Below are 13,746 nucleotides of genomic sequence, written 5' to 3'. Positions count from 1 at the left end.
GATTTCGGCAGCGCTTCTTCCGCTTCGCGGCTCGAAACGACAAATGGATCAGGGGACGACGGCATGGCTGTGACGACGACGGTGCCGCGGTGGCGGCGGCGACTCAGGGAGATACGCGAAATCTACGAGGGGCTTTACATCGCCCCTTACCGCGCGACGATCCATCGCGAGTACCTGCGGCAGCACGACGCGTTCATGCTGATGGGCTTCTCCGACCTTCTCGGCGTGCCCAACCCGGTCCAGTTCTACATGCTCGAGCTGTATCCGTCGCTCATCGAGGAGTTTCACGAGTGGCACGTCCGGGTCGGGATGGAGCGCGGGCCCGAAGGCGGGTTCCGCTGTTGCTGAGGGACACGGATTCGCGGCGGGCCCCGCTGCCGTTCCCGGACCGGCCGGTCCTCTTCTTCGGCGGCAAGGGCGGCGTGGGAAAGACGACCATGGCCGCCGTTGCGGCGCTCGACATGGCCGGGAGCGGGCGCCGGACCCTCCTCGTGTCCACGGATCCGGCGCACTCCACGGGAGACGTGCTCCAGGCGAAGCTGGGGGACCGGCCCCGGCAGGTTGCCGAGGGGTGCTGGGCCATGGAGGTCGATCCGGAGCGGGAAGCGGACCGCTACATCGAGGCCGTCAAGTCGCGCGTGGAGTCGGCCGCGCCCCCGCGGCTCCTGGGCGAGGTCTACCGGCAGATCGACATCGCGCGCGTCTCGCCCGGAGCCGTGGAGTCGGCCCTCTTCGACCGCTTCACGCAGATCCTCGAAGATGAAGGGGACGCCTACGACCGGATCGTCTTCGACACGGCGCCCACCGGCCAGACGCTGCGGCTGCTCTCCCTGCCGGAGCTGATGACGACCTGGATCGGCGGGCTCATCAAGCGCCGGCGGAAGGTGGGCGCCCTCTCGCGGATGTGGAAGAACGTGGCGGGACCGGAGGCGGACGATCTCGACAACGACCCTCTCCTGCGGGCGCTCGAGGAACGCCGGGACCGCTTTCAGGAGGCCCGCCGGGTTCTCACCGACCCCCGCCGGACCGCGTTCGTGTTCGTCGTGATCCCCGAACGCCTGCCGATCTGGGAGACGGAGAAGGCGGTCGAGGCCCTCTCGAAGCACGACGTCCCGGTGGGAGCCATCGTGGTGAACATGGTACTCCCGGAGCGCCATGACGGCGCGGGCGAGGACCCCTTCCTCGTCGCGAGGCGCGAACGCCAGGCCGTCTATCTTGCGAGGATCTCGCAGTCTCTCGGAGATTGGCCCGTCCTCCGCGTCGACCTTCAGGACTCCGATCCCGTGGGCGTGGACGCGCTTGGGCGGATTCCCGTACTCGATACCGCCGTACTCGATACTACGGAGGAGGTTGTCCGATGAGCGCGATCGTCCTGCTGGTGATTGGTCTGTCGGCCTTCCTCACGGGAGTCCTCATCTACTCGCGCTTCATCGCGGGCAAGGTCTTCAAGCTCGACCCGGATTTCGTGACGCCGGCGAACGAGTTCCGGGACGGCGTCGACTACGTCCCGACGAACAAGCACGTGCTGTTCGGACACCACTTCACCTCGGTGGCGGGGGCGGCGCCGATCGTGGGACCGGCGATCGCCGTCATCTGGGGCTGGCTGCCGGCCTTCCTGTGGGTCGTGCTCGGGACGGTCTTCGCCGGCGCGGTGCACGACTTCAGCGCCCTGTGGATCTCGAACCGCCACAAGGGCCGCTCCATCGGGACGCTCACCGAGTCGATCCTCGGCCAGCGCGCCCGCGTCCTCTTCCTCCTCATCATCTTCTTCCTGCTCCTGATGGTGAACGCCGTGTTCGCCGTCATCATCGCGAACCTGTTCATGGCCAACCCCGGCGCCGTGGTCCCGGTGTGGGGTTCCCTCGTCGTGGCGCTCATCGTCGGCTTCCTCATCTACCGGACGGGGACGGGGATCCTCATCCCGTCGCTGGGGGCGCTGGCCACGCTGTACGTGCTCATCTGGTTCGGGCAGGACATGCCGTTTACGCTGCCCGACCTCATCGGGTTCAGCCCGACCGAGGCGCAAATGGCCGCGGCGGGAGGGGACGCGGCCGCGGCAGGGGAGGCGGCGGCGGCGGACGGGCGGCGGGTGGGGTGGATCGCGATCCTCTTCGCCTACACCTTCATCGCATCGGTGCTGCCGGTGTGGCTGCTCCTGCAGCCGCGCGACTACGTGAACGGGCACCAGCTCTTCGTCGCGCTCGGCATCATCAGCCTCGGCGTGATCGTGGTGAACCCGGAAGTCGTGGCGCCCACGGTGAACACGGACCTGCCGGCCGACACGCCGGGCTGGCTGCCGCTCCTCTTCATCACCATCGCGTGCGGCGCGATCAGCGGCTTCCACGGCCTCGTGGCATCCGGTACGTCATCGAAACAGCTCGCGAACGAGGCGGACGCCCGCTACGTGGGCTACGGCGGCGCCATCGGCGAGGGCTCGCTCGCCGTCACATCGATCATCGCATGTACGGCGGGCTTCGCCATCTACCTCAGCCGGGACGTGGGCGCGACGCAGGGACTGGCGCTCTGGCAACAGCACTACGGGAGCTTCGAGGCCGCCACCGCGGGCGCCACGACGGCCTTCGTCAACGGGGTGGGCGTGCTCGCGGGGGGGCTGGGGATCCCGGAAAGCATCGCCGTCATCTTCGCCTCGGTCGTCGTGATCAGCTTCGCCGCGACGACGCTGGACACCGCGATCCGGCTGCAGCGCTACATCATCAGCGAGCTCGGCGTCGAGTACAAGGTGAAGGCGATCCAGAATCGCTGGGTCGCGACCGGAATCGCCGTCGCCAGCTGCGCGCTCCTCGCCCTCTCGGTGGACCGGGGCGCCGGCGGCATGGTGATCTGGCGGCTGTTCGGGACGACGAACCAGCTCCTGGCGGGCCTCACGCTCCTGATCGTGTCGCTCTACCTGATGAGCAAGGGACGCCCCGTCTGGGTGACGATGATCCCGATGGGCTTCCTGCTCTTCATGACGACCTGGGCCATGATCATCAACCTCGGCGGCTTCTTCGGAACGAACGAATGGCTTCTGCTCGTGATCGGCGCCGCGATCTTCATCCTCGAGATCTGGCTCCTCCTCGAGGGCGCCGCCGCCATCCGCCGCGTGAGGGCGGGAAGAGCCCAGGCGTAAGTCGCCAGGGCTGGCGACACGGCGCTTGGAATCTTGGATGCGACGATTCACTCTGAGCATTTCTTCGCCCCGCTCGACTTGTGGGAGCGCGGGCTATCGGTGCTTTGAACAACTGAATGGGTGGAGCGGAGTGCGATGAGGGTTGCCGAAGCAATAGAGCTGATGACCAAGGCCATGCTGCAACGCGTGGTCGACAGTTTTACGAAGGATTTTCCGAAACCGGATGAGGAGCGGGCGCGGGAGATCATCCTGCGGAATACCGACGAACTGACCGATCCGCAAAGAATCGAGGCAGTTCTCCAGTTTGACGGTCGTCTCCAAGACCAGATCCGCCAGACATGTGTCCTGGAAGCCCTGATCGGTTCACCGGACTGCAGCGCCTCGGAGCTGGATGTCGTGGAACGCGTGACTCAGCTTCAGCAGGAAGTGCTTGACGCTGCGGCATCGCCTCAAGCCTTGCGATATGAAGACGCTCGCTCTGTCGAAGTGTTTCGGGACGTGATGCGCGTTGCAATTGGGGACGCGGTCGTCACCACGCAGGAACTGGAGCTCCTGAGAGTGCTTCGCGAGAGCTTGGGCCTCTCTCCGCTGACTATGCGGATCATCCAAGCCCAGCTGGAGCATTTCCCGCGCCAAGGGAACGTCCTCCACACGGCGGTGGAATGCCGGGAGGCCCTTCTCAGTCTCCAACGCTGCGGGATCGTCTTCTACTGCAACCGCGCCAACGGAGGCTTGTATGTGATACCGGAGGAGATCGTACCGTCGGTTCGGCGCGTCCTCGGAATCGAGCTAAGCCCCCACGCTTGGGAAAAGCTACTCTCCAAGCTTACGGTAGCCCACTTGGCGACGATTCTCCGATCCGTGGGATTGCCCGAGCGCGGCACGAAGGAAGCACGCATCGAGAGAGTCGTCCTGGCCGGCGTCAAACCGAGCGCGGCGTTGGAAGCTCTCTCGAACGAAGACCTTTACAACCTGTGCGCGTCAGTTCCTGGCTTGAAAGTCAGCGGCAGTAAGTCCACGAAGATCAAGCGGATCATTCGTCACTTCGCGCACCTGGTGATAAGGGATGTGGCGGAGGAGACGCCGCCCGGTGAGCGCTACTATCAGTACTTGGTGGAGTTGGCGGCCCGCGACCGAGCAAACCTGCTGTCAAACGGAATCATCACGAAGGACCGGGAGATCGAAGGAGCTTTTGAGGAGGGCACCCGCTTTCTGTTCAGCGAGAAGCTCGGCCTCGAGCTCCAGCACATGGAGGGAAGCGATCACGCGGACGGCTGTGTCGTATTCGGCAGGACGAAGGAGTTGCTGCTCTGGGACAACAAGAGCAAGGAGACCGTCTACACCTTTCCTCCAAGCCACCTTAGGCAGTTCAAACGGTACATCCGCGACGCCGAACAACGTGTCTCGTGTTTCTTGATCATCGTCCCCGCGGTGGCGGATGAGGCGATGGCCAATGCGTTCCGACTGAAGTCGGAGTGTGGGAGTGACACCGATGTGGCCCTGATAGCGGCCGAGGACCTCGTGTGGGTCGCCGAGGAGTGGCGAGCGCGTAGTTCCAGGGAATCGTTCAACCTGGAAGTGTTGAATGCCACGGGGATCCTCACACGTACCGATCTGGACCAGCGTATGCGGCTGTTCCTGTAGCAATCAGGCTGTTGGTGCCACTGACCTGCTGGTTTCCAGGATGTCGCGGATGATCGCTTCGTGATGGCGGTGGTGGAGGTGGAGGAAGCGTAGCCACTCGGCGGGCGTGAAGTGGCCGAGCACATGGTGGGGGAGCGTGTGCAGGCACGTGTCGAGCGCCGCCAGACGCGGCTTCAGGCCGTCCGCCAGTTCGCGCAGCGCCTGAAACCCGGTCTGCAATTCACCGGGTGCCATGCCGTCCGGCAAGGTGAAGTCGGGGGCGGGGCCGCGGCCGCGCGGGATCGATCCGCGGGCCAGAAGCGCCACTCCGAACTCATGCGGTGACTCTTCCCTCGTCACCGGGTTCGGCCGGGCCAGCGCGTTCAGGATCCAGTCGAGCACGCTCCGGTCGGAGAAGAGCAGGTGCTCGAGGTGGTCTTGCACGCTCCACGCCGAGACTTCGGGCGCGGCGATGTCCAGTTGCGCGACGTCCGCGGCGCGTTCGAGGCAGCGGCGGATGCCGGCGCGGACTCCGGCGAGGGAGTCCGGTGCGGTGTAGGAATCCGTAGGTGGCTTCACGACGCTGGCGGCCGGCGGGGTGGGCCACCTGGGTATGGGCGACCGGCCCCAACCACGTCTCCTACCAGTTCATGGCGAGGTTGAGCGTCACGCTGTTCGCCGGGCCCGACGCGGCGCCGTAGGCGTTCCGGCCCGCCTCGACGTTCAGCCAGAGGCCCGAGCCGACGTTGAGACGCCCGCCCATGTGGTAGCCGTACAGGCTCTGCCCCGATGCGTGGAGCGGCATCAGCGCGACCGGACCCTGGAACGGCCCCGCGCCGCCCTGGCCCGCGCCGGACGGCCCCGCGCCCGGATGCTCCGACAGCACCAGTCTCGCGTACGGCGTGAAGGTGCCCCGGCCCGACAGCGCGTCGACGCCGTATCCGACTTCCGCATCCAGCCGGCGGCTGCCGAAGCCGTAGCCGTACCCGTTCGGCGTCAACCCGGTCGCCCCCTGCGCCCACAGCCGCGCCAGACCGCTCGCCGTCGACCCCCAGGAAGGGCTCGCGCGGAGCGACAGCCCTCGCCCGCCGCCCTGCGGGTTGAGCGTGATCGACCCGCCGAGTCCCCACTCCTCGTAGTCGCTCTGCTCGTGCGTCACGAGCGTGCGGCCGTGCACGGAGATTGTGAGGCCCCGATCGGGGTCGAGGAAGGCCAGGGCGGCGCCCAGCTCCATGCCCAGCCCGGTCTCCACATCACCGCCATCGTGGCGCATGCCGACGCGAAGCTGTGGCTGGACCAGCTCTCCGCCGCTCAGCGAGTATCCCTTGTGGGCTTCGAGCATGGCCCGCACGCGACTCACGTCGGCCATGAGTTCGCTCCGGCTCTCGACCTCGTCGGAGGTCATCTGCGCCACGAAGCCGTCCGCCCGCAGCGCGAGTTCGAAGCCGTCCGGATCGTCGGCTCCCACAAGCTCGCCGTGCGCTCCGAGGCCGGCCATGCGCATCCCGATGTCGCTCGTCGGGTCCTGCTCGCCGCCGCCCGAGATGTCGAGCTGGCCGAAGCCGTACCCGGCCACGCCCCAGACGGAGAGGCGGTTGCTGAGCGCGAGCCGCGCGTAGGGAAACGCGCTGGTCAGCGATGTCGACACGTCGCCGACGTCGTCCTCCCCGGCGCGTCCCAGTTCGAATCCGCCCGACCCCAGGCTGTGGGACACCGCGAGCCCCGCGAGCATCGATCCGAACGCGTAGTCGGCCCCGAGGGCGGCCGTGACGACTTCGCCGTCGTGGAATCTCGCACCGTCGCCGCTCGAGAACCGCATCATCTCTCCGGCGCCCCACAGCGAGTAGCCGCCTCCGTCCCCCGCATCCTGACTGGAGAGTTGGAAAGACGTCTCGCCCAGCAGCCCCCCGACGGACGCGGGGAGGAACCCGGTCGGCGCCATCCGGCTCGTGGGGGAGGCCGCGGGGGCCAGGGCGTTGAGGCCACCGAGCAGCCCGCTCCCGGCATTCAGCGCGGCGAGGTCGATCGTGCGACCGCCGACCGTCACCTGGTCGGGACTCCGGTGAGAGTGCGCCACGCGGTTGCCGATCATCTCCATGGCCTGGCTCGCCACCGAGCGGCCGAACCGTTCGAGCCAGTCCTCCGCGGCCGCCTCCGCTTCCGCGGTGGAGAAGTTCCGGTAGAACCCGGCTCCTACGATGAACTCGACGCCCTGGAAGACGGGCAGGTCGCTCTCCAGCGAGACGGCGTAACTCACCTTGGGGGTTCCGGTGTCCTCGTCCCCCTGGACCGTCGGGTCGTCCCAGAAGTACTCGACGAAGCCCCCGCCCCCTTGGGCGACGGCAATGACGTCCCTCACGAACATCCGCCCCTGGAAGTCGGTGTTGTCCAGCACCTGCCGCCCTTCCCGCCACGCGTCGGCGCCGTGGAAGATGACGAACCCCTGGGGAGTGAAGATGAAGAGATAGATGGGACCGGACTTGAAGTGTCCCCCCTCTTCCCGCAGAAGGGCCTTCCATTCGTTCGCGCGCTCGAAGCCGACCTGACCCACGAGCTCCCTCAGCCAGACGACCGTCCCGTCCACGAACTGCCGGAGGGTCTCCCGGTCCACGACGTCGGCGGCGGAAATCTCGGGGAGCGGGACCGGCGGCAGCGGCTGCCCCGCGCCGGACAGATCCTGGTAGTATCCCCCGACCACGACCAGGTCCACTCCGGCCACCGGAGAGAAGTGCTGGAGCGCGTAGCTGTCCTTGCAGCGGGGGTCGTTCGGGTCGTTCGGGTCGTCCCAGCACCACTCGACGAACCCGCCCCCGGCCGCCCCGGCGGCGAGCAGTTGCTGAACGACCGGGTTCCCGTTTTCGTCCACGACCCCGAAGACATTCGTGCCGTCCAGGTTGGGGTCTTCCCCGTGAATGAACACCTGACCGTCGAGGGTCATGAAGATCAGGTACATGTTGCCGGAGTTGTAGTCGCTGCCCTCCGTCCGGACCGCCTGGATCAGTTGCGATCCCTGGTTGATGTCCGTGATGGAGGCCGCGACGGATGCGGCCCAGGTCACGAATCCCCGCAGGGTCTCCCGGTCCGTCACCTGTCCGGCGGTGACCTTCGGTACCTGTGCGCTGGCGGGACGCGCCCGGAGCCCGGCCACGGCCAGACCCAGCAAAGCCAGGAGCACCACGGAAGACGTTCGGTGTCGCATGGCGGTCATCCCCGCGCTCGGTTCCGCTGAAGGAGAATCCGTCACGGCATCAGGGGTCGATCTCCACCGCGATCTCCACCGCCTCCACGTTCTCCTCGGTGAGTTCGTCGTCGCCGGTCGGCATGCCGTTGATCTTGAACATGTAGGCGACGACGTCGACGTACTGTTCCATCGGCATCCCGCCCGGGTTGTCCTCCGGCATCGTGGCCACGATCTCGTCCACGAGGTCCTTCACCGAGGCGCCGGCCCAGGACTGGATGAACGGACCCCCGAAGTCCTCCTCGAAGTGACATTCCGCGCAGATGTTCCAGAAGACGTCTTCGCCGCGCGTGGCCTGTTCCTCGCTGAACACGCCCTGGGTCGTGTTCGCGGCCGCCGCGCCCTCCTCCGTCTCCGCCGGGTCGCCGCCCTCCTCCTGGCCCGCGAGGCTCGAGGCGCCGAGGATGAGCGCGACCGCCGCCATCCAGACCGACCCGCGGATAGCGCTCCACGGGGCGGCGGTCGGAAAAAGGTTCGAGCTTTTCTTCGATATGTGCATCGGGATTCCCCTGCGTTGAACGGTGCGAGAACGCCCCAACCTGATTTCCCAAGCCGGGCCCGAGCAAGTATGCGTTACGAGCCCCCGCCGTTCGTCGTGACGGTGTCCGCTTCCGATTCCTCGTCCTCCTCGGGCGGCCGCGGACGGTTCATGCGCAGCGCCACGCCGCCGAAGAAAGACGAGCCGGAGCGCTTCACTTCGTGCTCTCCCTCGTACAGGTAGTCGAGCAGCGCCTCGTTCCACGAGAGCCCCGCCTTGGCGACCAGCTCCATCCACGGGCCGTACGCCGTCTCGTCCGGGGCTTCCGTCGTTCCGGACCAGATCGTGATGCGCGGGTCGAACCCGAACCGGGACTCGCCGCTCGATCCCCGCAGCGGCATCTCGATGAGCACGCTGTCGGTCATCGGGAGCCGGAACACATCCGGATCGTAGGCGGCTCCGTAGCGGCGGTAGCGCGCATAGGTGCGCTGGTTCATCGTGAACACGTCGCGGTTCGAATTGATCCCGCGCGTGATGTAGTCGCGGATCTCGAACGCCGCGTCGCGGTGCCGGGGGTATTCGGGACTGTCGACGTAGCCGAATCCCGGCATGAACCAGCCCTTGTTCAGGCCCCAGTTGCGCTCGGTCACGCGCCCCCGCCGCACGAGACCCGAGTATTCGCTGAACAACTGCACGACCTGGTGGGAGGGGTATCCGTGCGGGTTCAGGAAGATGTCCGGCAGCCAGCGGCCCCACAGCCGGTTTCTGACGGGTGCCTCGGGGTAGATGGGATGATCGTCGCGCGACCCCGTCATCACGTCGACGCCCAGCGACGCCAGGTAGCCTGCGTGCAGGATGAAGTCCGGCGTGATCCGGTACAGGTCGTACGCGAGCTGGGCGCCGTCGGGGTTCGTGAACGGATGGATGATGACGTTCACATCGTCGAGCTTGGCCCGCTCCCCGGGATCCGTGAGGAGGAGTTCCGCGTGCCGCAGGACGTGGCTCGTCGAGGAAACCTCGTTCGCGTGCTGCCGCGCGGAGTGCATGAGCGTGGGCTTGAAGGTCGTCGCCTTCACGCGCGACCAGTGCGACGCCGCGATCGGGGGCATGAGATCCGCCGCCCAGATGTCCCGGCCCAGGTAGGACTCGCCGACCTTGTACATCGTCACTTCCTCGAAGGCCTCGGCCATCATGGCCAGGATCCCGTGACCCTCCGGGGGGGGCATGGGCGTTTCCCACTGGACGAGGCGCTCGCCCGCGTAGCTCCAGCCTTCGGGCAGGAGAGAGCGCCAGTCAGGGAGCGCCGGCGGCGTCCCGTTCGCCGCGAGCCGGGCGGTGCGGCGGGACTCCGGGTCCTGCTCGTGCGTCCATTCGGCCCAGACCTCGAGCGAACCGAGCCCGGCCCAGGCCAGCGAGGGGGCGTAGAGGCCGCCCGCGCGCAGCGCCTCGATCTCGCGCACCGTGGCTTCTACCTGCTCGGCGGAGACCATGCTCCGGTCGACCTGCCGCGGCGATGCGTAGTTCAGGAGGCTGTCGCGCATGTCGGCGTCCGTGTCGACGCGGACGCGAAGCCCGAGGTGCGCGATCCCCGGCTCGCCGGCGCGCACGATGGCCAGCCTGGCGGACGGGCGCTCGAGGCCGGTCTTCGGGATGTCGAGCCGCATCGTGTCCGCCGCGCCCGCCGCATCCTCGAAGGCGACGACCACCGCGGGCCGGGAGGTGGCGAACCCCGTGAAGCTCACCCGGAGTTCCGCCGGCCGCCCGTCGCCGCGCGGCCGCATGACGGGGAGGATGCGGCCGGGGAAGGTCAGCCCCTGCCCGCGGGAGTTTCGGCCGATGAGATCGAAAAACTCGATCGTGCCGAAGTAGATCTCCTCGTGGAGGGCGTCCATCGGCGCGTGAATCTCGTTGTCGATCTCGAGCCGGTAGTTGGGCTCGCTCATCTCGAGCTCGACGGTGAGTTCGCCGAAGTAGGGCGCGTCCGCGTTGCCGCCCTCGGGGATGCCGTCGTGCCGGTCCATCACGTAGTCGTAGATGGCCGGGAGAACAACGCTCTGGTAGTGGTCCCAGAAGGCCTCGGGGTCCGTGACGATGCGCTCGTCGACGAGCGTGCGGCCTCCCGCCGCGGCGCGGATCCACCCGGTCGTCACGCGGACGTGCTCGTAGTCCCGGAAGCGGTCGAAATAGGGACGCAGCACCCGGTGGGGCTCGAACTCGTCCGACAGTAGCTCGTCGCCGCCCGCATCCGTGACCGTCACCTCGTAGGTCGGTCCCTCGGTCGTCTGCTCGAAGCGGATCCGCTCCAGCTCGACGCCGAGTTCGCGGGCGAACACCTCATCGATGGGGAAGATCTCGTGCAGCCAGCGGACGGGGGTGTGGATCGCCTGCTGCGGCCACTCCGGCGGTGGGTCGTTGCGGCGGAAGCGGATGACGATCTCGCCGATGTCGCCGGGGTCCCGGCCCGCGAGTTGCGGCAGAATCACTTCTTCGAGCCAGGAATACCCCTGCTTGAAGGCGGAGAGGACGCGGACCTCGACCGCGTCTACCGGAGCCCCCGCTTCGATGAGCGCGTCCCGCGCCTCCCGCTCCAGCTCGCGGCGGATCTCCGGCGGCTCGCTGAGGCGGGCCTCCACCCGAATGGGGCCGCCCGAGCCGGCGGATCCGGCCGCCGGGAGGACCTGGGCGCGGAACAGTTCCCGGAAGCGGTCGACTTCCGACGGCAGCGCGAGCGTGTCGGCGAAGATGGTGGTCGCCCGCTGAACATCGCGATCGTCGACCGTGACCTCGACGGCGGCGGGCTCGGCGAGCCCGAGCGCTTCCGCCGCCCGGGCCTGCACGTACGCCTCGAGGCCGGCGTCTGCCTTCTCGACGGAGAGCAGCACGTCCGCGCGGGCGATCTGCCGGTCCGCGAGCTTGTCGGCGATGCGGCCGAGCTTGTAGAGGCCGATCGCCGCCTGGCCCACGGGCGAGTGGCCGGACAGGGCGTCCCACAGGCCGCGCTCGACGTCATCGACGGTGGGCCGGTCGTCGCCGCGCTCCGCGAGGTGCGGAAACGTCCGGGCCAGCTGATCGAGCGCGCGCTCGGCCCCGGCCGCGTCCGCGCCGGAGACGACGAGGGCCGGTTTGGACCCGAAGGCCGCCGGCACCACCTCGATGAGCCCCTCGCCGGGGGCGAGCGACCCCGTATCGATCTTCGCGCTGTCGGCGAGCTGCCGGGTCAGGGCGTTGTCCACCCCGGCCAGGACCAGCGTGGGCCGGGCGGCGGCCCCTTCGATCGACGCGGCCGGGACGACGAGCGGCACCGTGAGCCCGGTCGATTCGAGTCCGAGCCTCCCCGCCAGGTCGGGCAGGCCGTCAACGCCTCCCTCGCCGGGCGCCAGCATCGCGTCCACGCGGTTCGGGAGCACCCCGCCGCCGAGCAGCCCGTCGGAGGTGTAGAGGTTGGAGAGATCCATGTCGTTCTTGCCGCCGCTGCCCGGCCGGCCCGGGATCGGCCCCGGGGCATCCGGCGCCGCGCGGCCGGCGATCCGGATCGTGGGGCCGCCCGCCAGCCGCGCCTCCACCGATTCGAGCCCCGGGTAGGCCAGACGTGCCGGGGGCGTCTCCGCGTCGGCCGACTCGCCCTCCGTCTCTTCCTCTGCCTCGGCCTCCGCCGCTTCCGGCTCGCCGGGGTCGGGGGCCACGTCGCCCGCGGCGAGGCCCCGGAGGAGTTCCGCGGCAATGGCCAGGTCCGCGTCATCGACGTCGATCTCGGCGATCACGCGTCCCACGCCGGCCTGGCCCGCTCTGACCCTCGCCTGGGTCAGGCGCACGGCGGCGCCCGCCACGCCCCCCGCCTCCAGCGTCTCGGCGAGGTCGTCCCGGACGCGGTCCAGCTTCGCGGTCGACAGCGTTCGCGTGTGCGGCAGGACGCCCGCGAACAGGCGGGCCGCCGCCCGCAGCCCCTCGTCGTCCCCGCCGACCACGAGCACCCAGGTGCGTCCGCCCTCCTCGCGCACCGCCACGGCGCCTTCTCCCGAGTCGAGCGAGGCGGGGTCAATGCCGGGCGCACGCAGGCCGGCGCCCTCCAGTCCGCTCCGCCCCACCACGATCCCGATCTGGCCGCCCTCCGGGTTCCGGGACAGCGGCAGGTCCATCGCCATCGTCTCGAAACCCAGCCGCGCGGCGACCTCGGCCGCCGCCGCGAGGACGCTCGATGACGGACCCTCCCCGAGCACGAGCGCGGCGTTCACGAGATCGGGCACGCTGTCGCCGTTCGTATCGAGCACGAGCGTCCCCAAATCGAACAGCGTGGCGAGATCCGGCGCCTGCTGGGCGTCGAGCCCGCGGGAAGCCGGAGGCGCCGCGAACGCCGCCGCGAACGCCAGCCCGAGCCTCACGGCTCTCGGTGCCTTCATCATGTCCGATCCTTCGGTGCTTCGACCTTCACGTCGTTCGCCAGAACGCCGACCCCCTCCACCTCCACCTCCACCCGGTCGCCGGCGGAGATCGCCGAGGTCTTCCCGGGAGTTCCCGTGTAGATAACGTCGCCCGGAAGGAGCGTGAAGTAGCGGCTCGCGTAGGCGATGATCTCGGGGATGGAGAAGATGAGATCCGAGGTGCGCGCGTCCTGCACGACCTCGCCGTTGAGACGTGTGCGCAGGCGCAGGTCCTCCCACGCCGCGCCGGTCACGATGCGCGGACCGAGCGGCCCGAACGAATCGCTGCCCTTGGCCCTGAGCCACTGCAGGTCGTCGCGCTGCCAGACCCGCTCGCTCACGTCGTTGCCGGCCGTCACGCCGAAAACGCGATCGCCAGCCTCCTCCGGGCTGACGTGACGCGCCGCGCGACCGATCACGACGACGACTTCTCCCTCCGCGTGGACGACTTCCGCGTCCGGGGGAATCTCGATCGCGGCGTCCGGCCCGACGATCGAACTCGGCAGCTTGGCGAACAGGGGAGGCACCGTGGGCTCCGGGCGCGTCCCAATCGGGCTGTTGTCGAGGTGGCTCCGGTAGTTCAGACCCACCGCGATGACCTTCGACGGGGTCGCCGGCGCGAGGAGGTGAAGCTCATCGAGCCGCATCCGGCTCCCGGTGCGAACCTCCCCGCGGAAGGGAGGCGCCGCCAGTTCCTCCACCATGCCGTCCTCGATGGTTCCGTCCGCGAGGACCTCATCCTCCACGACCCCCCAGCGGCCGCCGCCGTTTCCGGAGGCCGCGGCGTCCCCGTGCTCCGTGGCACCCGGCGCGAGGTAACGGACGTACGCGGTCACCGCCCCGTCCCGGCCGCCCCGGT

The 13,746-nt window shown here is 68.7% G+C and carries 9 protein-coding genes; 4 read left to right on the top strand and 5 right to left on the bottom strand.

The window, feature by feature from the left end; translation table 11 throughout:
• Positions 1 to 63: 63 nt before the first annotated feature.
• From RN743_RS14530 to RN743_RS14515, 4 genes are all read left to right on the top strand, one after another.
• The gene (locus tag RN743_RS14530) at positions 64 to 348 is read left to right on the top strand and encodes a cory-CC-star protein (RefSeq protein WP_310780881.1); all 285 of its coding nucleotides are present in this window, start codon (positions 64 to 66) and stop codon (positions 346 to 348) included.
• On the top strand, positions 342 to 1,361 hold the full coding sequence (locus RN743_RS14525) for a TRC40/GET3/ArsA family transport-energizing ATPase (RefSeq protein ID WP_310780879.1): 1,020 nt from the start codon (positions 342 to 344) through the stop codon (positions 1,359 to 1,361). Before RN743_RS14530 ends, RN743_RS14525 begins: the two co-directional genes overlap by 7 nt.
• Complete coding sequence (locus tag RN743_RS14520; protein WP_310780878.1) at positions 1,358 to 3,130, top strand: carbon starvation protein A; 1,773 nt, start codon at positions 1,358 to 1,360, stop codon at positions 3,128 to 3,130. The genes RN743_RS14525 and RN743_RS14520 overlap by 4 nt, the downstream gene beginning before the upstream one ends.
• A gap of 135 nt (positions 3,131 to 3,265) precedes the next feature.
• On the top strand, positions 3,266 to 4,774 hold the full coding sequence (locus RN743_RS14515) for a hypothetical protein (RefSeq protein ID WP_310780877.1): 1,509 nt from the start codon (positions 3,266 to 3,268) through the stop codon (positions 4,772 to 4,774).
• A 3-nt stretch (positions 4,775 to 4,777) separates the two neighbouring features.
• Here RN743_RS14515 and RN743_RS14510 read toward each other — a convergent pair whose 3' ends face one another.
• The 5 genes from RN743_RS14510 to RN743_RS14490 all read right to left on the bottom strand — a co-directional run bounded on the left by RN743_RS14510 (position 4,778) and on the right by RN743_RS14490 (position 13,723).
• On the bottom strand, positions 4,778 to 5,332 hold the full coding sequence (locus RN743_RS14510) for a DinB family protein (RefSeq protein WP_310780875.1): 555 nt from the start codon (positions 5,330 to 5,332) through the stop codon (positions 4,778 to 4,780).
• A 61-nt stretch (positions 5,333 to 5,393) separates the two neighbouring features.
• Positions 5,394 to 7,952, bottom strand: a complete 2,559-nt coding sequence (locus RN743_RS14505; protein ID WP_310780873.1) for a cache domain-containing protein — start codon at positions 7,950 to 7,952, stop codon at positions 5,394 to 5,396.
• A gap of 49 nt (positions 7,953 to 8,001) precedes the next feature.
• A complete protein-coding gene (locus RN743_RS14500; RefSeq protein ID WP_310780872.1) occupies positions 8,002 to 8,415 on the bottom strand; it encodes a cytochrome c in 414 nt (137 codons plus the stop codon).
• Positions 8,416 to 8,564: 149 nt separating this feature from the next.
• On the bottom strand, positions 8,565 to 12,869 hold the full coding sequence (locus RN743_RS14495; protein ID WP_310780871.1) for a M14 family zinc carboxypeptidase: 4,305 nt from the start codon (positions 12,867 to 12,869) through the stop codon (positions 8,565 to 8,567).
• The gene (locus tag RN743_RS14490) at positions 12,866 to 13,723 is read right to left on the bottom strand and encodes a fumarylacetoacetate hydrolase family protein (RefSeq protein ID WP_310780870.1); all 858 of its coding nucleotides are present in this window, start codon (positions 13,721 to 13,723) and stop codon (positions 12,866 to 12,868) included. The genes RN743_RS14495 and RN743_RS14490 overlap by 4 nt, the downstream gene beginning before the upstream one ends.
• Positions 13,724 to 13,746 lie beyond the last annotated feature (23 nt).

Source organism: Candidatus Palauibacter scopulicola (genome assembly GCF_947581915.1).
In the GTDB taxonomy this organism is placed as follows: domain Bacteria; phylum Gemmatimonadota; class Gemmatimonadetes; order Palauibacterales; family Palauibacteraceae; genus Palauibacter; species Palauibacter scopulicola.
This window is presented reverse-complemented; position numbering and strand designations above follow the sequence as displayed.

What these genes read in the sequence shown, in the direction of transcription:
- RN743_RS14530 (WP_310780881.1), top strand. Translation starts at nt 64, where the DNA reads ATGGCTGTGACGACGACGGTGCCGCGGTGGCGGCGGCGACTCAGGGAG.
- RN743_RS14515 (WP_310780877.1), top strand. Translation starts at nt 3,266, where the DNA reads ATGAGGGTTGCCGAAGCAATAGAGCTGATGACCAAGGCCATGCTGCAA.
- RN743_RS14520 (WP_310780878.1), top strand. Translation starts at nt 1,358, where the DNA reads ATGAGCGCGATCGTCCTGCTGGTGATTGGTCTGTCGGCCTTCCTCACG.
- RN743_RS14500 (WP_310780872.1), bottom strand. Translation starts at nt 8,415, where the DNA reads ATGGCGGCGGTCGCGCTCATCCTCGGCGCCTCGAGCCTCGCGGGCCAG.
- RN743_RS14495 (WP_310780871.1), bottom strand. Translation starts at nt 12,869, where the DNA reads ATGATGAAGGCACCGAGAGCCGTGAGGCTCGGGCTGGCGTTCGCGGCG.
- RN743_RS14505 (WP_310780873.1), bottom strand. Translation starts at nt 7,952, where the DNA reads ATGCGACACCGAACGTCTTCCGTGGTGCTCCTGGCTTTGCTGGGTCTG.